The sequence below is a fragment of the Budvicia diplopodorum genome (genome assembly GCF_009800925.1).
Classification (GTDB): Bacteria; Pseudomonadota; Gammaproteobacteria; order Enterobacterales; family Enterobacteriaceae; genus Budvicia; species Budvicia diplopodorum.
The window spans coordinates 76,412-101,349 of the sequence record NZ_WOYF01000001.1; the positions used below are offsets into that span (position 1 = coordinate 76,412).

The following is a 24,938-nucleotide window of genomic DNA, read 5'->3' on the forward strand; positions in this document are numbered from 1 at the left end:
AAGCGGAATAAATACATTTTAAATATTAGCTATATCGACTTTGGCTGCGTTTAATATTTAGCCACCCGCCAGTTTAACTTTAAAACCTTTCAATTCTAGCAGGACTTTTAAGTCATCGCGCTTATCACCCTGAATTTCAATCATTCCGTCTTTAACCGCCCCGCCGCAACCGCATTTCTTTTTCAGCTCTGCAGCCAGTTTTTGAAGGGCTTCGTCATCAAGGTCTACGCCAGAAATAATACACACGCCTTTGCCTTTTCGCCCGCTGGTTTGGCGCTGAATTCTAACAATTCCGTCGCCTTTAGGGCGTTGAGCCTTGGTTTCATCTTGTGTAATCCGGCCAGAATCGGTGGAATAAACTAATCGGCTATTATTATTCGTCATGGTGAATTAACTCAAGCTGGCCAGAATATCCCGCAGGGCCTGAGCAGGATCGGCGGCCTGCGTTATCGGACGCCCTATCACCATATAGTCAACGCCAGCAGCCTGCGCCTGTGGCGGTGTCATTACCCGGCGCTGATCGCCCAAATCGCTGCCTACCGGGCGAATACCCGGCGTGACTAACTGGAATGATGCACCAAACTGAGATTTCAGGTGCCCGGCTTCGTGGGCGGAACAGACTACACCATCTAAGCCATTATCTTTAGATAATCGGGCTAACCGCTCTGCATGTTCTTGTAACGAAGCGTTAATGCCAATGCCGCGTAAATCGCTTTCGTCCATGCTGGTTAATACCGTCACCGCAATTAATTTAGGCGCGTCGGTGCCATAAGGTAACAATGCTGTTTTAGCCGCTTCTAGCATTCTTGCTCCGCCGCTGGCGTGCACATCAACCATCCAAACGCCTAGTTCAGCCGCGGCTGCCACACTCTTGGCCACGGTATTAGGAATATCATGAAATTTTAAATCAAGGAAAACGTCAAACCCGCGATTGTGCAGTTCGCGCACCAGTTCAGGCCCGCACAGAGAGAACATCTCTTTACCAATTTTTAAGCGACAATCTTTTGGCTCAATTTGGTCAGCAAGCGCAAGGGCTGAACGTTGATTATCATAGTCCAGAGCGACAATAATGGGTGAAGCCGACGTCGACATGTTCATTTCCTGTAAGGCTATTTACACGATGTCCCGGATAACCAGACACCAACAATTTTATTCAATTACTGACCATCCAACCCGCGAATAGGTTTAACGGTTGACCATGCCCGACAAGACGGGCAGTGCCAGTAAAGCGAATTGGCCGTCAGGCCGCATTTCTCACAACGATAACGCGGTTTGGTTCTGATTTGTTCACCGACCATATTTTGTAAAACGATCAGGCTCTCTTTGGCCCGCCCTTCCTCAGCATCTGCCAGCTGATAATCCATCAACCGATAAAAGCCTCGCGTCGTCGGGCGATGCTGTAGCTGGCGGTTAATGTAGGTTTGAGCAACATCACGACCGTCACGCTGCTCTAACTCGTCGGCTAACATTAATTCTGCTGCCGATCCGGACTGTTCCGCAACGCAACGCTTCAGGTAATCCATCCACTCATCGGGCCGGTTTAATCGCTGGTAGCATTCGTACAGCATCGGTATGGTTTCGCTAACAAAGTCTTTATCCTGCTCGATAACCCGTTTTAGCTCGTTAATCGCGTTAATATCGTCGTTGCGGGCAATCCAGATCCTTCCCAGCATAATAGAGGCTCTGGCGCAGTTATTATCGGCCGCCGAGGCCTTTTTTAATAACCCCATAGCTTTATCCAAATCGTCAGATCCCATTGCCTGAAGGGCTAGTTCGCAGTAAAAGTGAGCAACTTCAACGCGCAGAGCCTCTTTACCCGATTTGATCAGCTTTTCTGCAACATCAATCGCCTGTAGCCAGTCGCTGGTAGCCTGATGAATAATCAGTAGCTGCTGCAAAGAGACTATTCTAAAGTCTTCTTCATTAATGAGCTGAGTGAACATCTGTTCGGCGCGGTCATACAGCCCGGCAGCCATGTAGTCACGCCCTAGCTGTTGAGTCGCCAAAAGGCGTTGTTCAAAAGACAGTGAGGCACTTTCCATCGAAGACTGGTGAATTCTTATCGCGCGGTCAACCTCGCCTCTGGAGCGGAACAGATTGCCTAACGTGAGGTGGGCTTCAAAAGCGCCGCCGTCTTCTTTAAGCATATCAACGAAGAGATCAACGGCTTTATCTTGCTGATTAGAAAGGAGGAAGTTCACACCGTCCACGTAACCACGGGACAGTTTATTTGCTTCTTGTTGCCGCTCCTGCTGGACGCCCCTTCGGCCCATATACCAACCGTAAGCAGCGGCTACGGGCAGTAACAGAAACAGCAGTTCAAGCATACAACATTATTCCTTATTGGATGACGGAGTCAGCACGGGCGAACTATTAGCCGATGCAGATGAGTCAGTTTGTTGTAAACGCTTAATTTGACGCTCGGCACGGCCTAAACGTAAACGCAGGCGTAAATAGAAAAGTCCACTGACCAGCCACCCCAAAACAAGACCACCGCCGAACAAAACGGCCAGCAGGGTTGATAGCGTATAGTCTCCCTTAGCAACTAAAAAGTTGAAGGTGACAACTTGTTCGTTATGCGCACCCAGCGTTACGGAGATAACCAGGATAACGATAACCAACAACACAATTAGTAAATATTTCACATTGCTATCCAACATAGAGATAAACGGATGAATTGTACCAAGAATACTTTACTTTTGTCCGGCTTAACTTAGCATTTCTATTGATAGATAGAAAATTGAATTCTATCTTACAACCACTTTGCTATCTGTTAATAATACTATCACATAATCAGCTATGCCTTTTGTCATAGTATTTATTATTCCTCACACTTATTAAGTCTTGCAATGTGAAGGCGCTTCATTGAGCGTCATCACCCGGCGATTGATAACCCCACAGGCCGCAAACGCAAACAGCCCGCTAAGAAGAATTGAGACGATTAAATCCTCCGGCCAGTGCATCCCCAATAATAAGCGACTTGCAGCAACCGCCGTGGCCCAAACCATCAAAACGGTGGCGCTAACATAACGACGACGAGGCCACAGCAATCCAACGCCTAACAATGCCCATGTGGCGGTGAATAGCGTATGTCCAGAGGGGAATGAGTAACCGGTTTCACGTTCCCAATGTTTAGATAACCACGGCGGAACGCGGTCTTCCTGCTTTAACCGTTGCTCAACGACCTTAGCCCTCTCTTTACGCGACAGCGAATAAAAAGCGGTATCGTCAATATGGAATTCATTTTCCATCCACAGAACAAAAGGCCGGGGTTCTTCTACCGTCTCTTTAATTGCGGACTTTATCGCCTGCCCGCCCACAATAGTGACGGCCAGAATAACCATCAGATAAATGCCTTTTTTCATTGACAGTTGTAGACGCCAGACGAACCAAAGCGCCAGAACGGCACTGGTCAACGCCCCCCAAGGGGAACTCGAGGTTTCAGTTATCCAGAATAATGGTCGAAGAAACGGATTATTTTCCGAAGGAGTCCAAAACCAGTCGCTAATCCAAACGATCAATGGCATCGCTAAAAGAATGAAAACACCACAGGCCGTTCGTTTTGCCAGATTTAACATGCTCAGTCCCAACTTGGATCTATTGCGGCCGCATATAATCCCATAAAATGGATGAAAATAATAAAAATACCGTAATCGGGCGAGCTGATTTTTTATTAACTATCGAGCAACAAAATCAATCTGATTAGATTATACTTGTGCGCCTCATTGCGTGGATTAACCGGATAGCATTAAAAACGTTAGGTTAATGGCGGATATAAATCAAAACGCATCGCGTAATCATTAGTTATTGGAGAATATCATGCAGCTAAAAAGAGTGGCAGAAGCAAAATTACCGACCCCATGGGGAGATTTTCTTATGATCGGTTTTGAAGAGCTTGCCACGGGGCATGACCATGTTGCACTCGTTTATGGTGATATCAGCGGCAACCAGCCGGTATTAGCCAGAGTTCATTCAGAGTGTTTGACCGGTGATGCGTTATTCAGCCTACGCTGCGACTGTGGTTTTCAGCTTGAAGCCGCATTACAGCACATTGCGGAAGAAGGTCGCGGTGTATTAATTTACCACCGTCAAGAAGGCCGGAATATTGGTTTGTTAAATAAGATCCGGGCCTATGCTCTTCAGGATAAAGGGGCTGATACCGTAGAGGCAAACCATCAGTTGGGTTTTGCCGCCGATGAGCGTGACTTCACACTGTGCGCTGACATGTTCAAATTACTGAATATTCCGTCGGTAAATTTACTCACCAATAATCCGAAGAAAGTAGAAATACTGACTGAGGCAGGGATTAATATTGCTAATCGCGTACCGCTATTGGTTGGCCGTAATCCTAAAAATGAGAAATACCTCGATACCAAAGCCGCCAAAATGGGGCATTTACTGACTAAATAAGCGTTTCCTAGCCCGCTAACCACGGGCTGAATGCTTATTAACGCGTCGGTAACTCGATATTTTCAAATAGCGCGTCGATGTCTTCAGGCGCTCTCAGCGCGACGGCTTTATCAACAATATCTCGGGTTAAGTGCGGAGCAAATCCTTCGATAAAGCTATACATATAGCTTCTCAGGAAGGTGGTACGCCTAAAGCCAATTTTAGTGGTGCTGTGCGGGAAAATATGGCTGGCATTCAATACTACCAGATCGGGATCTTCTATCGGGTCTATCGCCATATTAGCCAAAACCCCCACGCCTAACCCCAAACGGACATAAGTTTTAATCACATCAGCATCGGTGGCGGTGAACACAATCTTAGGCGTTAACCCTGCCCGGCTAAAGGCAATGTCCAGCTCTGAGCGCCCGGTAAAACCGAAGGTATAAGTGACTAACTGATATTCAGCCAGCTCTTCAATAGTAACCTGCTTTTTACCGGCCAAAGGGTGATCTGCTTTTACTACCACGGCACGATTCCAGTGGTAACAGGGTAACATCACTAAGTCGTCATACAAATGCAGCGCTTCCGTTGCTATCGCAAAATCGGCACTTCCCTTAGATACCGCTTCGGCAATTTGCGTGGGCGAACCCTGATGCATATGCAAAGAAACGCGTGGGTAACGTTCAATAAAAGATTTTATCGCCTTAGGCAGCGCATATCGGGCCTGCGTATGGGTTGTTGCCACATACAGCGACCCTTGATCCGGATAGGTATGCTCACCGGCTACCGCTTTAATTGCGTCAATTTTTGACAGCACTTCACGGGCGATACGTATGACTTCAAGCCCGGCCGGAGTCACCTCGGTTAAGTGTTTACCGCTACGGGTGAATATTTGAATACCCAATTCATCTTCCAGCATCCTGACCTGCTTACTGATGCCCGGCTGAGAGGTGTAGAGGCGTTCTGCCGTAGAAGAGACGTTCAGGTTATGATTGACCACTTCCACGATATAGCGAAGCTGCTGTAATTTCATGCTTTACACCACCAATTAACGATTATCAAAAACACTGATAAAAAATAGGCATCACTTTTTCAGTTTGACGAGGCTGAACGCTTAAAAACTGAAACTTATAGCGTACCGCTGGCGAACGCAATAGCAGACAAACGTTTGCCAAACGCTCAAAACAAAAACGCCCTACGGTTAAATTATATGCAGGGCGTTATATATCAAGCAATATTCAACTTAACCGTTGAATTTGATTACTTTTTAGCTTCTATCCACTTACCATCGACATAAAACATGGACCAACCGGTCGCTTTTCCGTCTTTCTCTGAAGAGACATACTGCTGCTTTGTCTTACGGCTAAAGCGAACAATTGACTTATTGCCTTCAGGATCGGCCAGCGGCGCATCGGCCAAATAGCTTAACTTCTCGGGTAAGCGATCTTTAAACCGGCGCAGCTCTTCAACAGACGGTGCCCGAGTTTCACGTGATTTAGGAAAGGTATTTGCCGCTAAAAACACGCCGGCCGCGCCGTCACGCAGAACAAAGTAAGCGTCAGACTTTTCGCAGGCAAGCTCAGGCAACGGAACCGGATCTTCTTTTGGTGGCGCAATGTCACCGCTGCGTAAAATCTTACGGGTATTCTTACAATCAGGATTAGTACAGCCCATGTATTTACCAAAACGCCCTACCTTCAGGTGCATTTCGCTACTGCATTTTTCGCACTCAATCACCGGGCCGTCATAACCCTTAATGCGGAACTCGCCCTCTTCGATCTCATAGCCGTCACACTCAGGGTTATTACCGCAAACGTGAAGTTTACGCTTGTTGTCGATTAGGTAGCTGTCCATCGCCATACCACACTTATCGCAGCGATGACGGGCGCGCAGCGCGTTAGTTTCAGCCGCGTCGCCTTCAAGTACGTTCAAGACTTCAGATTCAGGAATCAGGTTAATGGTTTGCTTACAACGCTCTTTCGGTGCTAACGCATAGCCAGAACAGCCTAAGAATACGCCGGTACTGGCGGTGCGAATTCCCATTTTGCGACCACAGGTCGGGCAATCTAATGAGGTTAGAATAACCTGATTCGGACGCATTCCGCCCTCTTCGGGATCTTTTTCAGCCATGCCCAACTGACTGCTAAAATCGGCGAAGAAGTCGTTTAATACGCCTTTCCACGATGCTTTATTGGTTGCAACGTTATCCAGATCGCTTTCCATGCGCGCAGTAAAATCGTAGTTCATCAACTCGCGGAAGCTCTCTTCCAAACGGTCAGTGACTATCTCACCCATTTTTTCAGCGTAGAAGCGGCGGTTTTCAGTATGAACATAGCCGCGATCCTGAATGGTTGAAATGATTGACGCGTAGGTTGACGGGCGGCCAATGCCGCGTTTTTCCAATTCTTTAACCAATGACGCTTCACTAAAACGTGCCGGCGGCTTGGTAAAATGTTGGCTAGGCAGCAGTTTATCCAAATTAAGCGCAGTACCGACGGCAATTGCCGGTAGCGTTTTATCTTCATCATTTTTACGTAATGCAGGCAGTACGCTAGTCCAGCCGTCAAAACGCAGCGTACGGCCTTTGGCCTTCAGCAAGAAGTCGTCAGCTTTCACCGTTAGGGTGGTTGAATCATACTTAGCCGGTGTCATCTGACACGATACAAACTGACGCCAGATCAGCTGATACAAACGCTGAGCATCAGACTCCATATCTTTCAGCTGTTCAGAAACCACGTTGACATCAGAAGGACGAATCGCTTCGTGCGCCTCTTGTGAGTTCTCTTTGCTACTGTATTGATTCGGCTGTTCCGGTAAGTATTTGTTGCCAAATTTTTCGCCGATATAGCCGCGAACCATGGTTAACGCATCCTGACTCAGGTTGGTTGAATCGGTACGCATATAGGTAATATGACCGGCTTCATACAGACGCTGAGCCATCATCATGGTTTTCTTCACGCCAAAGCCTAAACGGGTGCTGGCAGCCTGCTGTAGCGTAGAGGTAATAAACGGTGCCGACGGCTTACTGCTGGTCGGCTTATCTTCACGCTCCAATACCTCGTAGCGGGCCTTTTGCAGCAACGCAACCGCAGCGTGAGTTTCATCATGGGTGACGGGCTTAAAGGCTTTATCATTACGGTGAGTCACCTCCATTTGCAGAGTAACATCACTGCCGTTATTCAGATCGGCATGCAGTTCCCAATACTCTTCGGGAACAAACGCTTTGATCTCACGCTCACGCTCAACCACCAAACGAACGGCAACCGATTGAACCCGACCGGCAGATAAACCGCGTGCGACCTTTTTCCACAACAGTGGTGAAACCATATAGCCAACAACCCGATCCATAAACCGGCGGGCCTGTTGAGCATTAACCCGATCGATGTTTAGCTCGCCCGGCTGTTCAAATGCCTGTTGGATGGCATTTTTAGTAATTTCGTTAAACACCACCCGACGATATCGGCTATCGTCACCGCCAATAACCTCCCGCAGGTGCCATGCAATGGCTTCCCCTTCGCGGTCAAGGTCGGTTGCGAGATAGATGGTGTCAGCTTTTTCAGCTAACGCTTTAAGTTCAGCGACGACTTTTTCTTTGCCCGGCAGAATTTCATAGTGCGCAGCCCAGTCATGATAAGGATCGATGCCCATACGGCTCACTAACGCCTGCTCAGCATCCTTTTTGACTTTTTTAGCTTTACCGTCTTTATTTTTCGCAGAGGCGCTGCTTTTGGTAGTTGCTGACCCACTTGTAGGCAAATCCCGGATATGACCAACGCTGGACTTAACCACGTAGTCATTTCCTAGATATTTATTAATCGTTTTGGCCTTTGCCGGGGACTCCACAATGACGAGCGCTTTACCCATAATATTGTTTACCTAAATTAGCCTTGAATGACTGAAACACGGCATTTAAAAATTGCGCGGGTTAGTGAAGAAGCATGCCTTCTATATTGTAGCGAAAATATAGAATCTCAATAGCCATCCTGCACAGCGCAACGTTAAGTCTGCGCCAAACCTCGGATAACCATCGGATATTTGCTAACGGCAGTGCTAGTTCTACACCCGAAAGCCCATAACTCTACCTGATAAAAACCACTACGCAACAAAATTAGCTGCGCAACTATTTATTTAGCGATATTTTTTAATAATCATCAATCACGCAGGGATCCCGACGGTTTGCCGTTTACGCGTTGATCTGGCTTAGCCATAGGACTAAAATAACCCACTCCAAATTTCTAACCTGAGCGATTTTATGCGTAATGATACCGTCCCTATTTCCCGTCAGGCGTTACTCGCCGAAGCTAATCAGATAATTCAAAATCATGAAGACTTCATCCACGGTATCGAAGCCTCTGGCGTAGAGCAAAAAGGCAACGTTCTGGTTTTTCGCGGTGAGTTCTTTCTTGATGAGGATGGATTACCAACGCGCAAAACAACGGCCGTATTTAATATGTTTAAGCATTTGGCTCACGTTTTGTCTGCCAAGTATCATTTGGAAGAGTGATAGCGCTTCGGGTGAAAGTCAGGCTTGTAATTTGATTTCAGCGTAAGTTTCGTCCGCATCGTCAACGCCGGAATATTGATTCTTCCTAGCGGCCGAAGGGCGGCGTTTTTAAGACTGAACAATGTCTTATCAAGGTTTGTCATCAACATAAAAGGGGCCTGTTTTGGCCCCTTTTATATTTTGAACGTTTGACTCAGTCGCTAATCGATCAGACTAACGGCTTCTGGCCGCGCTGCCACCAGCGTAACAGCAAGCGATCGGCCCCTTCGGCTAAGCTGCCGCTCAGGCGGTCAAGCAGGCGTTTACGCTGCGCATAGCGCACGCTGATAACATCACGATCTTTTATTTGGGCAATCACTAAATCATCGCTGGTACCGATAGCATCAATCAACCCTTTCTCCATCGCCTGAGAGCCAAACCAGTGTTCTCCGGTCGCTACGCTGTCGATATCTAACGACGGGCGCTGTTGGCGAACGAAATCCTTAAACAGCTGATGAGTTTCATTCAGCTCTTCTCTGAACTTCTCTCTGCCCTGATCGGTATTTTCGCCGAACAGCGTTAAGGTGCGTTTAAATTCACCGGCCGTGTGTAGCTCAACGTCAATATCATTCTTTTTCAATAAACGATGGAAGTTAGGCACCTGAGCAACCACGCCAATAGAACCAATAACCGCAAAAGGCGCAGCCACAATGTGGTCAGCCACGCAGGCCATCATATAACCACCGCTGGCGGCAACTTTATCAACCGCGGCGGTTAAACGAATTCCGGCTTTGCGTAGGCGATCTAGCTGGGAAGCAGCCAAGCCATAGCCATGCACCATTCCACCCGGGCTTTCGAGCTTCAGTAACACTTCATCACCCGGTTTGGCGATAGCCAGAACTGCGGAGATCTCTTCGCGCAGCGCCTCAACCTCATGGGCATCAACGCTGCCTTTAAATTCCAAGACGTAGACGCAGGTTTTAGCAGCCTTCTGCTCGCCGGTTTTGGCGGCCAGCTTAGCCTGCTTCGCCTCGGCTTTGTCTATTTTCTTTTGCGCTTTGTTCCATACTTTTTGTTCAGCATCGTTCATGCGCGCAAACTTCATCGTCTCCTGCATTTCGCGGTACTCTTCGCCTAAATCAACCAGACTGAGTTCACCCCGACGCCCCGATTTGCGCTGTTTGGCACTGATAATCAGTAACGCAATAACGGCAATTGCGACAGCAAAAGTAACGATTTTTGCTAAAAACAGACCATACTGATAAATCCACTCCACAGATATTTTCCTATAATATTGACAGAACCGGTGATAATCCAACGCCAATCAAGCAGGTGACATGGTTTACTGCTACGTTGATTACGCTGCACGTTTATCTGAGATACTCAAAGTACCAATAAATATACAGTAAAGGAGAGATTATGCACTATCAGGCACCGAGCGATTTGCTTAACCAAAAAGTTATTATGGTCACGGGCGCCAGTGACGGAATAGGAAAAGAAGCCGCTCTAACATACGCTCGCCATGGTGCACGGTTAATCCTGCTCGGACGTACCAAATCCAAGCTTCAGCAAGTACAGCAGGCGATTGCCCAACAGGGAAGCCTACCGGCAACCATCTACGCTGTTGATTTATTGAACGCCAAGCCTGCAGATTACCACGCGCTGGCTGAAAAAATTGCTAAAGAGTCTAACCATCTGGACGGATTGCTGCATAGCGCCGGGGTACTGGGAGAAATTACCCCGCTGGCTGAACAGGATCCGCAACAATGGAATCAGGTGATGCAGGTCAATCTGAACGCCGGGTTTATGCTCACGCAAGCGCTCATTCCCCTGCTGTTACAGGCTCCCAAGGCATCGCTAATATTTACCAGTTCAGGGGTTGGGCGCAAAGGGCGACGCGGCTGGGGAGCTTACTCTGTATCTAAATTTGCCACCGAAGGCTTAATGCAGGTCTTAGCCGATGAGTATCAGGATTCTAACCTGCGGGTTAACTGTATTAATCCCGGCGGAACCCGAACGTCAATGAGAGCGTCAGCATTTCCTGAAGAAAATCCGGATAATTTAAAGACACCGGCAGATATCATGCCAACCTATTTATACGTGATGGGTGATGATAGCCAGAATGAGTCTGGCGTCAGCTTTGATGCGCAACCGGGGCGTAAACCGGGTCCGGCGTGAAAGCGGATTGAGTTTATCGACAACAAAAAGACCTCACCGTGAGGACATAAATTATTTATAGGCGTGGAGATATTCAACTATAGTTTTTCAAAACAAATTAAATCCAACTATATTGAATACAAAATGAACCGGAGACCGGTATGTAAATGCATATTATGTGTAATGCTCTATTTATTACTCTTTTATTATCAGGATGCGGGAATGGCTCAAGTTATCGTATGAAAAATGATAATTTCGATAAAGCTAAACTCATAAAAACTAGTGATTATTCAATGCATAAACTCAGCAAAACAAAACCTATTGAATTTTTTGAAGTTAACCCCCTTAACGCCTTAGAAAATTTGTGTTCAGAGTATAATTTTTCTCCTGAAGATCGCAAAAAAGAAATAATGACAGTATTAGCAACCTCCGCTCAACAGCCGCTGCAAACTCATGTTACAAATGATGACATGGAAAGAGTTATCCAAACTATTTCAAGACAAGAAGCTGATTTCGCATTTCAAGTATGCATGAATGCTTATAGAGATAAAAATGGGATGAATAAAATAGAGGTAAACCTGAAGAATATTGAATCTTACGAATATGATAATTGGACAGAATAATTTTCTCATTGTCCAGTTTGGTCCGGTTTTCATACATATTCCCTCTCAGCAAGAGCCGTATTTGCCGCTTTGAATATGGTGCAGTGGTCTTACTTATCATCTCGGTATGCAGTTGAAAACATTTAGGGGGAAACAGAAAACCAGTATGGAAGCAAGAAAGGTGAAATTATGGGAAAATAGAAATAAAGGACAGAACCCCACAAAATCGTAGGGTTCTTCAGCCACCAGAGGCCATCCTCACGAATAGCCTTTTTAATACTCATAAAGATATTACTTAACCATCAACTTCTGCAAACAGCCAACAAACAGTTCAACGCTGGTTTTTAGCTGTTTCTCATCAAAATCAAACTCGGCCTGATGGTGGCCTGCTTTAAGATCGGCGCCCACGATAAAATAAATGGATTTACCGCCGTGACGCTGTACCCGCTTAGCCAGTATAGTGGCATCTTCGCTGCCGCCGAATGAACGCTGTGCAACGGCCGTCAGTTCAGGATGCTGTGCAACTACGTCGGCTAATAAATCAATCAGCTCAGGGTCATTTCGCAGATCGACCGCTTCACCCATCACTTCGCTTTCTAAACGCAGATCAAAGCTCTGTGCTACACCTTTAGCCATACGCTCAACCTGTTCGGCCATAAAGGTATTGATTGACTCATCTTCACCGCGAACTTCTACCTGAATTTCACCGTAGGCTGGCACCACGTTACGGCCTTCACCGGCGCGGATAACGCCAACGTTGATGCGCGACATGCCTTTACCGTGGCGAGAAATACCCAGCATTTGCGTTGCCGCATGGCAAGCGCCTGCCAGCGCGTTGCGACCAATATGTGGTTCTGCGCCCGCGTGAGCGGGAGCGCCGTAGAAACGGAAATCATACTTAGTGGTACACAGAAAGTTATTCGGGTTAAGAACAATTTCACCGGTTTTGGCAATAAAACCGATATGCATACCTAGGAAGTAGTCTGCATCGTCAACGATACCGCTTTCAGCCATCGGTCTGGCACCGCGAACGCCCTCTTCCGCCGGTTGGAAAAGCAGCTTCACTTTTCCGCCCAGTGAACGGCTATTCTCCACTAACCATTTGGCAATGCCCAGACCGATGGACATATGCCCATCGTGGCCGCAGGCATGCATCAGGCCAGCGCTTTTCGATGCAAAATCGCCGCTATTAGGAATATGGTCACCGGCAGCGCACTCCTGCACGGCTACGCAATCAATATCAAACCGCAGGGCCACCGTCGGGCCCGGCTTACCGCTGTCAAATACCGCCATGCATCCGGTCAGGCCGTCCATCTCATCCAGCAACGCCTGAGAGATGCCGCGCTCTTGAGCCAGCGCTAAGCCACGCTCAACCACGTCCGCTTTACGGCCACGAACGAACTCACGATTAATCACGTTAGGCCCGGCAAGAACCTCAAGCCCCATACCGCGCAGTTCGGTAATTAAACGTGCCGTAGTGGTAAATTCGGACCAGCCGATTTCTGGAAAGCGGTGAAGTTCACGACGCCACGTGACCAGTTGGCTTAAATCAATTGTCGACATATCCCTTTTCCTTATCTGTCGTTACAGCATAACCAAAGCAACAAATATGACCGCAACAATCATTGACGGAGCCGTACGTTTTACTAACTCCACCGGGTTAACGTTAGCCAGACCGGCACAAACGATAACCACGCCAGCAATCGGAGACATAGTACGCCCCAGCGCGCCGGTAATAGCGGCGGCCATTCCTAAGTCAGGAATGGTGTACCCCAACTCAAGGGCATGACGCGTTACCGTGCCGTTAAAGGCCAACGCGGCAGCGTCACCAGAGCCGGTAATTGCTCCCATCAGGAATGGACCAATAGTTCCGCCCCAGCGGGCCATTTCAGGATGCACTTTTAAGAAGGTAATGAACGTTTCGATCAGGCCCGATGACTGCAAACCGGCGGCAAACACGCCAGCGGCGATGATAATACCGAGCACGTCACCATAGGCATGACCCATACCGCTAAAAAATTGCTTCGTCATGGTACTTGGGTTGCAGCGGGTAATAATCAGCGCATAAATAGCACCAATAATCATCGCTGCCGGTACGCCCATTTTCACGCTACCAAACCAGGTGGTTAAACCCGCGATCAGCAGGAGAATTAGCGGAACAAACGGGGCCGTTGCGTATAAATAGTTGGTTTTAACCGCGACTGGAGCCTCACTGCCGGTTGCTACCGTTGCGCTCTCGGCTAGCTCAACGCGGTACTCTTTACGCACTAAAGCAACAATAGATAGCCCAACCGCCGCGATACCACCGATAGCAAGGCTATATGGCGCATGGTGTTTGATTAAATCAACAATAGACATAACCTGGAAACCATCGGTCCCTTTCATCACCTCATTGTAGAGGTTACTCACGAACGCATTATGGGAGAACCCGGGGCTAAGGAACGAACCGATGGTTCCGCTCAGTACGGCAGCACCCGCGATAGCCGGATGAATTCTGGCGCCAATCAGTAACGGAATTAAGGTTGCACCTACCGCAGCCGCACAGCCCGCAGCGGAAGGAATCGCGATATTGATAAAGAAAGTCACAATAACCGTGGCCGGGATCAAAAAGAAGCCCAGCCTATTCATCATGCTTGAAAGGGCACGAACCAAATGCATATCGCACTCGGTGTACTTCATGACGTAGGCAAAACCCATACTCGCACAGATAGCCTGAATCAGGTTAGCGGACGTCATACCAACGCCAAAAGCATCAAGCGCAGTCATAGGGGAAAGGTTTAACAGGCACAGGGCAATACCTGAACCGATTAATACCATGCGTGTTTCATACTGTTTTATCAGTAAAAATACTGTGATTGCAACAATCACCAGAGCAACAATTTGAACCATATTAGACTCACTATTTGCTAATTAAAATTGCAATCAATAAGACTGCGTCCATACCCTTTTTACACATATCTATAAATATAAAAAATAGAAAAAAACGGTGTCTAACTAATAAACTATATCTTAAAATTATATTTTTGCACCGACGCACTATAGCAATTGACCAACGGATATCGGTGATGGATGTCAAAAAATGATAAATTCAATGTTCCAAAAAGACGCTCGCATCACATTACGACGATCGCAACGCAATGGAAACGAAAACCATTGAACAACAATTCATAACACATTGTAATTTAATGAAATGACAAAAGGCACACAATTAACATTAATTAACGAAAATTGTAACAAGAATAGAATGTTTCAATTGCACCAACCGGCTAAAAAGCGTCAATTTGGCCATTTTTAGTACATTATTTGTGCGCGAAGAATAACGGTTCAGGTAGGATTATTGATAAGGCGATAAACATATAAATAATAAGTTTAGTTCGCTGATACGATTAGTGGATATTATTTTTATAAGCGTGTTACCGCATTGTTATAAACAATATATTTATATAATAAGTACACGGACTAAATTTGTATCTAAATAATCATAAAATAGAGCAACGGCCTGAAAATATATCGACAAAAGAATCATCACACGCTTCGCCCAAGGCTATCTTTGGCAATCACCTGAAAATCATTAAAACTTTTGCTATTTAACAGCCGCTTGGTCGCCTTTTCTCGCACGAAGGTGACGAACAGATCGTAAATCGCCATCGCTTCTTCATATTCAGCCTTGCTAATTACCAGCAGGAAAATAACGTTAGCGACCTCTTTCTTCTCTTTATTCCACTCAATACCGTTTGGTGCCAATATGGTAACGACGACGGTTTTAGTGGCTAATAACCCCAGTGAATGCGGTAAAGCGATACCCTCACCCAGCAAGGTCGACACTATCGATTCACGCTCAACCAGCGACGGGTAAAAATCTTTTGTCACATAGCCGTCAGACTCCAGCTGCTTGCAAACCTTTTTAAACAGGGCTTCCTGGGTCATTTTACCTTTGACGATCATGAAATTTCGCTCATCAAAGAAGCGTTCCAGAATATACGGTTTAGTGCGATCGACCATCGCCAAGCGGCCAACCTGCTCTAACTGATAGGGCGTGGGAAACGGCGCTATTTTAACGATAGGCTTATTTTTTTCGCTTAGCCTGACGGTAGTAATAACAAAGTCTTCATCAACCGATTCTAGCTCTTCGTATTCCCGCAGGGCGATAACACGTTGTATTTTCAACTGCGGAAATTCCCGCACTATTTTGGCTTCAATCACCCGAATGGTGGCATTACCCGAATCGGTCACTAACAGAACGAGAGGATGGCGGGTATAGCCAACGCTATAATTACGCTCAAGCCCGACGCCAATATGCACCGCCAGATACCCCATTTCATCTTCACTAATAGGATACGGAATGCGATCCTCCATATTTGCCATTGCGCTAAGCGTGACATCGTAGGCAAACGGATAATACTGTTTGATATCAGAAAGCAGAGGGTTTTTGGTGTTTATCTGATAACGCACCCGAGTCATCATCGCGGTCAGATGGGAAGCCAGATCGGTTTTAAGCTTAACGTCATTGCGTAAATCATAATTATAGGAATCATTAATGTAGGTGAGAACGTAGTCCACCAGCGCATCGCCGCTGTGTTCACCCTGCTCACTCACGACGGCATTCTGATGACAAGGAATTCGGCGGGCAGAGATCTGAATCGCTAAATACGCTTCTTCTGCCGGCGAAATACCGCTGCCTAAAAAGAAGGCAAACCCTTTGGCGATTTCATTCACCGCATTATTCATCACGCAGTCCATGGGATCGGCGGCGAAGTCCACCAGCTCATGACCGCGGGTAATGCGTAAAATAGAAACGGCGCAGTTAAAAATCAGATACTGACGGCCTTCATTAGTCAGGCGAATATCAAAACGGTTAACGCTGTTTTGCAGAATTTTTTCGATATAGGCCAAATCGATGTTGGTCAGAATGTCCTGCTTGAAGTTATTGACCGAACGCTCGTTTTCCATAGAAAACAGCTGCCATAAAATATCGGTAATACAGGTTCGGATTACGTGTTCAGCCCCTTCCAGCTTCATGCCCTGACGAGGCACGGTATCAAGCACAATCTGATACTTATTCAATTGCTCACGTACAGAAACTATGTCGTGCTGTAAGGTTCCACGGCTGACAAACCACGCTTCGGCAATATCGTCCAGCTTGATCGGTAACGATGCCATCAAAAACTTGAGTAATAGCGCGTCGACCCGCTCTTTAGAGGTACGGGGAATGGTTTTAATCTGGTGCTGCTGCATCGGCAAACTGGCAAACGCTTTTTCATCATCAACCTTGAGTTGGTAGCCCAGCCCCCGCTCATAAACAATGCGAGCACCGTAGCTAACCAAAACGTCATTCAACGCGGCGACATCGGTACGAACGGTACGCGTTGACACATTGAAACGCTTCGCCAGCTCTTCCTGCGGCAGAGTTTCGGATTGAATAGCATCAAATAAATAAGCGAGACGTTGATAAGGAAATAGAGCCACAGCCGTACCTTTACCCTTTGATCTGATAAGCAACGCTGAAAATCGTTAACCATGGATTTCCATTGAATCTATGGAAAGGTTTACAGGCTACGTCCCGTAGCCCGCCCTTCGCCGCGAAGAAGAGGTCATTTTCCACCCCGACCTTCGCGAACTAAACTTACGCTCAATCAGATTAAGCCCATTGACTATATATTAACCGATCAGCTTTTTGGTCATCGCCAGCAAGGTTTTTACATCGTCAGGACGAGTATTACCGGTTGCTGAATCAATGATCGAGCTATAAATATGAGGAATAATTTTCTTCACGCCCGCGTCCAGAGCAATCTTCATAATTTCTTCGAAGTTGTCTAAATCGATACCGCCGGTCGGTTCCAGATAAAAGTCATGCTGTGCGCAGGCTTTCGCTACGCAGGCATACTCTTCTTTATATTTCAGGCCGCTCATATTGAAGAACTTGATTGAGCTAGCGCCCATGTCTTTCAGCATGGCGATGGCCGTTTCAACCGGAACAATGGCCTCAGGAGACTGAGAACTGAGCGGACCGGTAGAAATTTTAACCAAGCCGACTTTGCCGCTCGGTGAAACCAAGGCGTTAACCACGGTGTCGTTCTGGCCCAACAGCGCACGGCTGGTCGCCGCGCCGGTAAACACTTGATTAACGTGCTGGGGTTGAATCACTTTTGCAATCTGAGAAACCATCTCAGACTGGTTAGGATCGCCCGCGCCCAGGCCAATCGACAGCGCATTTTCAACGTCGTTAGCATACTTTTGCATATCGTCGATAGCGCTGGCTAAGTCCGAATAGTTCTTAGATAACACCCCAACAACCACATGGCCTTCTGCGGCAGCGTAGATATCGCGCGCATTTTCCCGAGAACCGGCCAAAACGTTTAAGCAAACGCGATCGTTATAATAGTTAGGACTTAATTGCATGGTTTACGCTCCGGTGACCAGTTTACGAATATGAGAAGAGATAACCTCCAGCTGCGGTGGCGTTACGCTACGGACATCGGCTTCAACTTTACCTTCATTCGCTTTGTATTCACGGAAATAGATTGCGGTGGCGCCCTGTTTCAGCTGGCGCATAATCTCAAAGGTATTTTTACCAATGGCTTTTTCATCAAAAGAGATTTCGGTTCTGGCGATATCACGACCGGCAGCGTCCCAGACGATTTTGGCTGAAATTCCTGGAATAGCGTTAAGATCGCGGATAAACGGCGCCATTTTCTCAACCATTTCCTGACCGGTCTCTTTCTTAGCCGTCAGATAAACTTCAATGGCGTGAGTCAGGCCGAGAATGCCCTCTTTACCAATCTTCATGGCACGGCCAATGCCGCTAGACTGAAGCTTCACCCACTCAACGTATTGCTTACGGCCGGTGACCAGACCGCTGGTTGGCCCTTCAATGGCTTTACCGCCGCTGTAGATAACCAGATCGGCGCCCATATGATAGTAAGCGGTTAAATCTTCTTCCGCGGCCGCATCAACGATCAATGGCAGATTATGCGCTTTGGCTACAGCAGCCGCATCGGCCACGCTGAGCATGCTTTTCTGCACGGTGTGATGAGATTTGATATACAGAATTGCGGCGGTCTGAGGGGTGATTCTGGCAGCAACGTTGGCGGCACTGCACTCATTAGCAAATCCGGCTTCAACCACTTTACCGCCGCCCAGAGCAACCATGGTATCTACCGGCGCACCGAAGTTTACGTTATGGCCCTTAGGCACGATAATTTCACGCGCTACCTGCTTATCAGAACTGTGCAGGTTGAGCAGTAAGTCGGCGTCATCTTTAATAATAACTGCGGCAACCGTCTGGGCAATACCGGCCGATGCGCTGGCAACCACCACCGCCCCCTCTACGCCCAGTAGCTTCGCGATGTACTCGCCGGTTTTATTCACCAGATCTTTCAGTTCAAAGTAGTGATTCATACCGTAATTAACCACCTCGACAACTTCAGCCTTGGGGGTAGATACGCCTAAGGCGGTCATGCGTCCTGATGCATTAATAACGTTTTTTAAATGATATTTTTCATAGATTGATTGCATAAATTAACTCGCCTTCTTTAGTTGCAATACATTCACCCGCCACAATGGCGGCGATGGGAATAAATCGTTGTTTTCCGGTCCTCTTCTGGCCATCGGCGTCCGAAAGCTCAATGTCGCCGTCTTTAATGTCAAACACGGTGATGTCGCCGTCATAGCCCGGCTGTAAATAGCCTTTACCTTTCAGGTGTAGCAAATCGGCCGCTTTCGACGTCACACAGTCGAGAATTTGTTTCGGCGCAAAGCCCATACATAAGAACTTAGTCATCACCGCCGCCAGGCTGAATACCGGCCCGTTAATGCGATTGCGGTGATAAATATCGGAGCTTATCAGGTCAGGATAGGTGCCAATCTTCATCGCCTGTTCGGCAACGGAGAAGCTAAAGCTCTCGCCGCCGTGGCCGACATCGAGAATGACACCGCGGGCTAAGGCTCGTTGAATCGACGGTTTCAGATTACCGTCGGCATCTAAAATACGGTTAGGTTTACCGTTAAAACAGTGGGTAATGATATCGCCCTTGTCTAACAGATTGGCAATGTCATCTAAATTGGGTGGGTTATTACCGATGTGAACCATCAGCGGTAACCCGTTGTGTTTTTGCATCTCTTTGGCCCGTTCCAACGGCTTAATACCATTTTCACCAACCACGCTTTTACTCATGCGCGCTTTAATTCCCACCACAAATTCAGGGTGACGTTTAACCGCGGCCTGTAAACAATCATTATCAATGTTGTTCATATCAGACAGTTCGTTCTGCGCAATAATACCGATGCGCGAGATATTCAAAAACGAATAGACGTTAGTTTTGTAGTTACCCGTCAGTGAATAAAAACGATCGACATCGTCTGCGCCAACGCTACCGGCGTCAATCACCGTCGTCACCCCGCAGGCAGCCCCGGCTAAGTCCGGCTCATCGTGATAAATCGGTGACTCCGGGTAGCAGTGAGTATGAGCATCGATCCAGCCAGCGCTGATAAAATATTTTCCGTTAAGGTCGATTTGCTTACGTGCCGTTTGGCTGCCAGCAACCGACGTACCTATTTCACAGATTTTTCCATCGTTAACCACCACGTCAACCACGTCGCCGTTAATCAGTTTTGCTTGCTTAATGATTAAATCATTCATGACGTTTGCTCACCTCTCACGCTAACAAAAACAGCTTATTTAACCATCTATTTAACTATCAGCGGGAAGAAATACCCGAACAGCATGGCACCCAAAATAGCCCCACCGGCAACCGGCTTTTTCCATATGTAGAAAATCAGAGAACCGATTAATGAGCCCACGCCGATTGGAATAGACGCGGCCATGGCGGCAAGGATAATCAAAGGCCCCAAGAAGCGCCCAGAGGTATTGCCCGCGCCCATCATGATATCCGCACCGTAGGTTGAGTTACCCTGATTCACGGTAAATTTGCGCGCCAGAATAATCACCAAACCAACGGCAACGCCCAACACCATGCCGGTCGCTAATGCAGCATAGAAGTTAGTGACCAGAAAGCCAAAGCCACCGGCTAACAGCAGTGCCGGAACGCCAAGGCCCAGGCCGGTCTGAATCGCACCGCCAATGTCTAAAATACCCACCAGTGAACCTTCGATAATTCGGGCAAACAGGAAGCTGGCACCGAATGCCGCAACGGCACCGTAGGTACCGGTATCAAGGCCTGCACGTAGCATGGCCACGAAGGCCACTTCGTTAAATGCGCCAAAGCCATAAACTACATACATATGGGTACCGGCGAAAACCCCGGCTGACAGCAGGCCGACAAAGATCGGGAACGTCCACTCGGCATACCAAGCATCACTTTTTAAATCGTTTGTTATATCCATCATCAAATCCTAGTAATTGTTTTTACTGGTATCGTTGATTAGTAGTATTACCCGAAGAGCGATTACGCCTCTCCCGGTTAAAATTACTTACCGCTTAACACGTTGTGCGCATGCTGCAACCAATCAGGTACACCCAGCATGAAAGACTGCAATAACTTGAGGTCAAAGCCACGGAAGAAGCCGCTCAAGACGAACAGCGCAATAACGGCAACCATCATCGTTTTAGTGACTTTGGTCCAACCGTTGTCGTCTACGCCTTTACCAATCAGGATACCCAACACTAAGCCCGGGATAGCGTTGCCCATGATTAACTGAGCACAGCCGCCAAACAGGGTGGCCCAAAAGCCAGAACGACGACCGGCATCCATTGCCGCAAGCCAGAAAATAACCGGCATGACGGTGTTAACCAATATGTTAGCGGCAGGAACTAATACGTTAGTGGCGGTAGTTTGCAGCGATGCAGGCACCGCTGAAGCCGTAGTATTCAGGAAGGCAACAACCAGCGCACCGATGATGCCGCAGGCAATAGCCATCTTCTTAGGATTGTGTAATGTTTCAGCCACATTACGGTTTCGGGTCATTAGCGCCGCCGCACCCCAGTGAGGGATAATGCGGTGGTCAACGTCTTGAGTAAATGCACCGGCGGCAACCGACGATGCCCATGCGTTGAAGAAGAAGCCTAAGCCAAATGAGAAGTGAGATGCAGGATCCCCCTCGCATGAGTTCAGCTCGCCTAAGGTACGAAATGCGCCCATGCCCTGAGTAGTTGGCGCATGGAACATACGCGCGGCACCGGCACCAAGGCCGAAACCGCACAGACCACCGATAATTAATGACTTTATCAGGACCTCAAAAACGGAATACGTGGTAGTTACATCCATCATTTTTTCCTCTAAACCATTTCAGCCGATCGATTAAACCGATACGAAATGAATCTCTTGCACATTAAGCAATGTCACATCTAATGAAACATCCAAAACAACGGAATAAAGCTCACGCTTACGGGGTAAAAAGACAAACAGGAACTTCTCGGTAGTCGCTTTTACGCTAGCGCTAACGATTTCTACGTCCTGAGGTTCAATACGTAGAATGATATTGCTGGTATCTTTTAAGACCGTTCGTTGCACAGAATTTAACGCGTCAGCGATAGCTTTTTGTTTAGTGTCGCCCTTACCGCTCACGCGTACCGATGTCTTAAGATGTTCTTTCATTATGCGTTGCCGTATTTTTTATTGAATGCTTTAACCAGGCGCTCGCCCAGCTCTTCTTTGTCCATAAAACCAAAACCTAATACCGTACAACCGTCTGCGATAGCGGTTTCGCCTTCTTCAATAGAACGCATACCGTGACGCACTTTATAGCCATATTTATTCTGCGCGGTAATCGCACCGGCACCGCCGCTTCCGCAAAAAGAAATGCCTAAATCAGCCTGTTCAGCGTTCATCATGTCACCCAGTTTCATATCAGCAGCAACGCCCGGGATCACAATGGCTTTACCACCGGCCGCGTCAACGCCTGCCCCAACTTTCTGCCCTTTGCCTAAACGGTCACCGATAACAACGACGATTTGCTTCATGTTTCTTTCTCCAAAATTAGGTGTTTGAACGTGCTATTTCAAAATGAACCGACAGTAAATACGCCTCTTCAACCGGCAAACCCGGCAGGGTATTTACTACGCGCTTAGCTAATTGCATTGACTCTGATGAAATCTCTTCAAACAGAGATTGATCAACCTCAGGCAATGGTTCGCCCGTTTTCGCCCGAAGAACCATGGCCTTAACGTGAGACTCCAACATTTGCTGTTGCACGTCTGTGGTATAAGCCCCTTCTTCTTTTAGCCAACCATCGATAGTCATCAGAAGCTGTTTAGTCACTTCTGCTGGCTGTAGGTTGTCTCCTACCATGTTGAAACGAATATGGCTCTCACTCATAAAACAGCTCTCTAATCAAATGCGATAATTATGGACGAAGAAGTGAATCTTGCCGTTCAAGGCTGAAAGCAATTTCCGATTGTTCGGTTCATCCGGCTAAATTGACGATGGAGCCACCCTACACATTTTAATTTGCCGTTAGTAGACCGACTTTTTCCGGTTCAAAGTGGAAATAAAGTGGAACAAAGCGTTGTAGTTAATGTGCTAAATGGAAATAACTGGCAGTAGCGAATAACGTTTTTTCGCGGATAACAATGGAGAGGTTTAGCCTACAGCTGACAAGAATTAACTTATTGGTTAATATAGAATTTGATCTTTTCCTTTTTGACTGAGCGGGCTGATTTTAGACAAAAAAATAGCGCCATTTCCGGCGCCATTTTTAGCTATTTTGACTAACCACGCTTAGTTTGATTGGTCCTTTTGGAGGTACTTCTGGAAGCGGGTCTTTGGCTATGCTTCTTCACGGCGCGACGAATCTGATTTGCTTTCGTGCGACGACGATCACGTTCCACCGGGATCTTACTTTCGGTTTCCGGTGCCAGCTCGACTAGCTTACGAAGATAGTTAATGGCACTCAGTTCAAGCTCATTATAGCCACCGCGCGGTAGCCCTTTCGGTAAACCAAGGTCACCATAGCGAACCCGGATTAATCGGCTAACCTGAACGTCAACCGCTTCCCATAGACGACGAACCTCACGGTTACGGCCCTCGGTCAGAGTTACGTTATACCACTGGTTAATGCCTTCGCCGCCCTGAAAACTGATGGTTTTAAACGCGGCCATGCCGTCTTCTAGCTGAACGCCTTTTCTTAGCTGCTTGAGCTTATCTTCGTCAACCTGACCGAACACCCGCACCGCATATTCGCGCTCAACCTCACGGCTAGGGTGCATTAAGCGGTTTGCCAGCTCACCATCGGTGGTAAACAGTAACAGGCCGGAGGTATTCACGTCTAAACGGCCAACGGCAATCCAGCGGGAACCGCGAATTTTGGGTAAACGGTCAAATACCGTCGGGCGACCTTCCGGATCTTTACGGGTACAAAGTTCACCTTCCGGTTTGTAATAGGCTAAAACCCGGCAAATGTTCTCTTCCGTTTCACGAATAGCCACCACGTGACCGTCAATACGTATTTTAACCGACTGGGTGACTTCGATACGATCGCCAAGGGTAGCAATTTTACCGTCAACGCTGATTCGCCCGGCCTGAATAATCGCTTCGATTTCCCGGCGAGAACCGTGGCCAGAGTTGGCCAGAACTTTTTGTAACTTTTCGCTCATTGAGCTACCTCTGTTGTCGCCTTCACAGGCGTCAGATATGGGGATGAATAAAATTTAGGACCGATAACCCGTTTGCACAGAATAATACCTTATGCGCCCGTTCCCATCAACGAAACGGCGTTAAATCGCCAGCCCCTTCACGAAGAATGACCGGTGAATCATCCGTCAGGTCAATCACCGTTGTCGGCTGTTGGCCTAAGTAACCACCGTTAATAATTAAATCGACGTGCTTAGATAACGTATCGCGAATCTCTTCCGGATCGGATTCAGCAAAATCATTACCTGGCAACATCAGCGTTGTGGACATTAACGGCGCGTTTAACTCGCCCAATAATGCCAGAGCAATAGGATTGGACGGTACACGTAGCCCAATAGTTTTACGCTTATCGTTCATCAGGCGGCGCGGGACCTCTTTGGTCGCCTTAAGAATAAAGGTGTAGTTACCCGGGGTATTATTTTTAATTAAGCGAAACGCCGCATTGTCTACGTGAGCATAGGTAGAAAGCTCAGACAAATCGCGGCATACCAGCGTGAAATTATGGTTATCGTCTAGCTTACGAATGCGGCAAATACGCTCCATGGCGTGCTTTTCTTCTAGCATGCATCCTAGTGCATAGCCAGAATCAGTCGGATAGACAATCACCCCGCCCTGACGCAAAAACTCTACCGACTGGCTAATCAGCCTCGGCTGAGGGTTATCCTGATGGATATAAAAAAACTGACTCATGGGAATTCCTTTAACGCTTACCGGCACTCA

25 protein-coding genes are annotated in these 24,938 nt (G+C 47.4%); 4 read left to right on the top strand and 21 right to left on the bottom strand.

The window, feature by feature from the left end:
- Positions 1–57: 57 nt before the first annotated feature.
- The 5 genes from yciH to pgpB form a co-directional block, all read right to left on the bottom strand.
- Entirely contained in the window at positions 58–384 is a 327-nt protein-coding gene (yciH, locus tag GVI43_RS00325; protein WP_159564272.1) for a stress response translation initiation inhibitor YciH, read from the bottom strand.
- Positions 385–390: 6 nt separating this feature from the next.
- A complete protein-coding gene (pyrF, locus tag GVI43_RS00330; protein ID WP_159564274.1) occupies positions 391–1,098 on the bottom strand; it encodes an orotidine-5'-phosphate decarboxylase in 708 nt (235 codons plus the stop codon).
- Between the two features lie 59 nt (positions 1,099–1,157).
- Positions 1,158–2,327, bottom strand: a complete 1,170-nt coding sequence (lapB, locus tag GVI43_RS00335) for a lipopolysaccharide assembly protein LapB (protein WP_159564276.1) — start codon at positions 2,325–2,327, stop codon at positions 1,158–1,160.
- A 6-nt stretch (positions 2,328–2,333) separates the two neighbouring features.
- On the bottom strand, positions 2,334–2,645 hold the full coding sequence (locus GVI43_RS00340; protein ID WP_159564278.1) for a LapA family protein: 312 nt from the start codon (positions 2,643–2,645) through the stop codon (positions 2,334–2,336).
- A gap of 192 nt (positions 2,646–2,837) precedes the next feature.
- On the bottom strand, positions 2,838–3,578 hold the full coding sequence (pgpB, locus tag GVI43_RS00345; RefSeq protein ID WP_159564280.1) for a phosphatidylglycerophosphatase B: 741 nt from the start codon (positions 3,576–3,578) through the stop codon (positions 2,838–2,840).
- A gap of 241 nt (positions 3,579–3,819) precedes the next feature.
- On the opposite strand from pgpB, the gene ribA reads away from it, so the two are divergent.
- Positions 3,820–4,410: a GTP cyclohydrolase II gene (ribA, locus tag GVI43_RS00350; RefSeq protein ID WP_159564282.1), complete on the top strand. Its 591-nt coding sequence runs from the start codon at positions 3,820–3,822 to the stop codon at positions 4,408–4,410.
- A gap of 37 nt (positions 4,411–4,447) precedes the next feature.
- Here the strand turns inward: ribA and cysB are convergent, their stop codons facing one another.
- Positions 4,448–5,422 carry an HTH-type transcriptional regulator CysB gene (cysB, locus tag GVI43_RS00355; RefSeq protein WP_159564284.1) on the bottom strand — a complete coding sequence of 325 codons (975 nt, stop codon included), beginning with the start codon at positions 5,420–5,422 and terminating at the stop codon, positions 4,448–4,450.
- Positions 5,423–5,649: 227 nt separating this feature from the next.
- The gene (gene topA, locus GVI43_RS00360; RefSeq protein ID WP_159564286.1) at positions 5,650–8,253 is read right to left on the bottom strand and encodes a type I DNA topoisomerase; all 2,604 of its coding nucleotides are present in this window, start codon (positions 8,251–8,253) and stop codon (positions 5,650–5,652) included.
- Positions 8,254–8,641: 388 nt separating this feature from the next.
- Here topA and GVI43_RS00365 point away from each other — a divergent pair, with 388 nt between their 5' ends.
- Positions 8,642–8,893, top strand: coding sequence for a YciN family protein (locus GVI43_RS00365; protein WP_159564288.1), 252 nt, complete (start codon positions 8,642–8,644; stop codon positions 8,891–8,893).
- Between the two features lie 208 nt (positions 8,894–9,101).
- Here GVI43_RS00365 and sohB read toward each other — a convergent pair whose 3' ends face one another.
- Entirely contained in the window at positions 9,102–10,148 is a 1,047-nt protein-coding gene (gene sohB / locus GVI43_RS00370) for a protease SohB (protein ID WP_159564290.1), read from the bottom strand.
- Between the two features lie 143 nt (positions 10,149–10,291).
- Between sohB and GVI43_RS00375 the strand changes: the two genes are divergently transcribed.
- Complete coding sequence (locus GVI43_RS00375) at positions 10,292–11,050, top strand: YciK family oxidoreductase (protein ID WP_159564292.1); 759 nt, start codon at positions 10,292–10,294, stop codon at positions 11,048–11,050.
- A 218-nt stretch (positions 11,051–11,268) separates the two neighbouring features.
- On the top strand, positions 11,269–11,652 hold the full coding sequence (locus GVI43_RS00380; protein WP_159564294.1) for a hypothetical protein: 384 nt from the start codon (positions 11,269–11,271) through the stop codon (positions 11,650–11,652).
- A 270-nt stretch (positions 11,653–11,922) separates the two neighbouring features.
- Here GVI43_RS00380 and GVI43_RS00385 read toward each other — a convergent pair whose 3' ends face one another.
- The 13 genes from GVI43_RS00385 to GVI43_RS00445 all read right to left on the bottom strand — a co-directional run bounded on the left by GVI43_RS00385 (position 11,923) and on the right by GVI43_RS00445 (position 24,908).
- Complete coding sequence (locus tag GVI43_RS00385) at positions 11,923–13,194, bottom strand: amidohydrolase (protein ID WP_159564296.1); 1,272 nt, start codon at positions 13,192–13,194, stop codon at positions 11,923–11,925.
- Positions 13,195–13,215: 21 nt separating this feature from the next.
- Positions 13,216–14,520, bottom strand: coding sequence for a C4-dicarboxylate transporter DcuC (gene dcuC, locus GVI43_RS00390; RefSeq protein WP_159564298.1), 1,305 nt, complete (start codon positions 14,518–14,520; stop codon positions 13,216–13,218).
- Positions 14,521–15,156: 636 nt separating this feature from the next.
- Entirely contained in the window at positions 15,157–17,097 is a 1,941-nt protein-coding gene (locus GVI43_RS00395) for a BglG family transcription antiterminator (protein ID WP_159564300.1), read from the bottom strand.
- Between the two features lie 192 nt (positions 17,098–17,289).
- Positions 17,290–18,030 (bottom strand): 2-dehydro-3-deoxy-phosphogluconate aldolase, encoded by a 741-nt coding sequence (gene dagF, locus GVI43_RS00400; protein ID WP_159564302.1) that lies wholly within the window; start codon positions 18,028–18,030, stop codon positions 17,290–17,292.
- A gap of 3 nt (positions 18,031–18,033) precedes the next feature.
- On the bottom strand, positions 18,034–19,146 hold the full coding sequence (locus tag GVI43_RS00405; protein WP_159564304.1) for a DgaE family pyridoxal phosphate-dependent ammonia lyase: 1,113 nt from the start codon (positions 19,144–19,146) through the stop codon (positions 18,034–18,036).
- Entirely contained in the window at positions 19,130–20,269 is a 1,140-nt protein-coding gene (locus GVI43_RS00410; RefSeq protein WP_159564306.1) for an amidohydrolase/deacetylase family metallohydrolase, read from the bottom strand. The genes GVI43_RS00405 and GVI43_RS00410 overlap by 17 nt, the downstream gene beginning before the upstream one ends.
- Positions 20,270–20,316: 47 nt before the next feature.
- Entirely contained in the window at positions 20,317–20,973 is a 657-nt protein-coding gene (locus GVI43_RS00415) for a DUF4310 family protein (RefSeq protein WP_170324304.1), read from the bottom strand.
- A gap of 83 nt (positions 20,974–21,056) precedes the next feature.
- A complete protein-coding gene (locus tag GVI43_RS00420) occupies positions 21,057–21,854 on the bottom strand; it encodes a DUF4311 domain-containing protein (RefSeq protein ID WP_159565041.1) in 798 nt (265 codons plus the stop codon).
- A 33-nt stretch (positions 21,855–21,887) separates the two neighbouring features.
- Positions 21,888–22,184: a DUF4312 family protein gene (locus GVI43_RS00425; protein WP_159564308.1), complete on the bottom strand. Its 297-nt coding sequence runs from the start codon at positions 22,182–22,184 to the stop codon at positions 21,888–21,890.
- Positions 22,184–22,549, bottom strand: coding sequence for an SFCGS family glycine-rich protein (locus GVI43_RS00430; RefSeq protein ID WP_159564310.1), 366 nt, complete (start codon positions 22,547–22,549; stop codon positions 22,184–22,186). The genes GVI43_RS00425 and GVI43_RS00430 overlap by 1 nt, the downstream gene beginning before the upstream one ends.
- A 16-nt stretch (positions 22,550–22,565) precedes the next feature.
- Complete coding sequence (locus tag GVI43_RS00435; protein ID WP_159564312.1) at positions 22,566–22,904, bottom strand: transcriptional antiterminator; 339 nt, start codon at positions 22,902–22,904, stop codon at positions 22,566–22,568.
- A 392-nt stretch (positions 22,905–23,296) separates the two neighbouring features.
- Complete coding sequence (gene rluB / locus GVI43_RS00440; protein WP_159564314.1) at positions 23,297–24,181, bottom strand: 23S rRNA pseudouridine(2605) synthase RluB; 885 nt, start codon at positions 24,179–24,181, stop codon at positions 23,297–23,299.
- 106 nt (positions 24,182–24,287) lie between these two features.
- Complete coding sequence (locus tag GVI43_RS00445) at positions 24,288–24,908, bottom strand: L-threonylcarbamoyladenylate synthase (RefSeq protein WP_159564316.1); 621 nt, start codon at positions 24,906–24,908, stop codon at positions 24,288–24,290.
- Positions 24,909–24,938 lie beyond the last annotated feature (30 nt).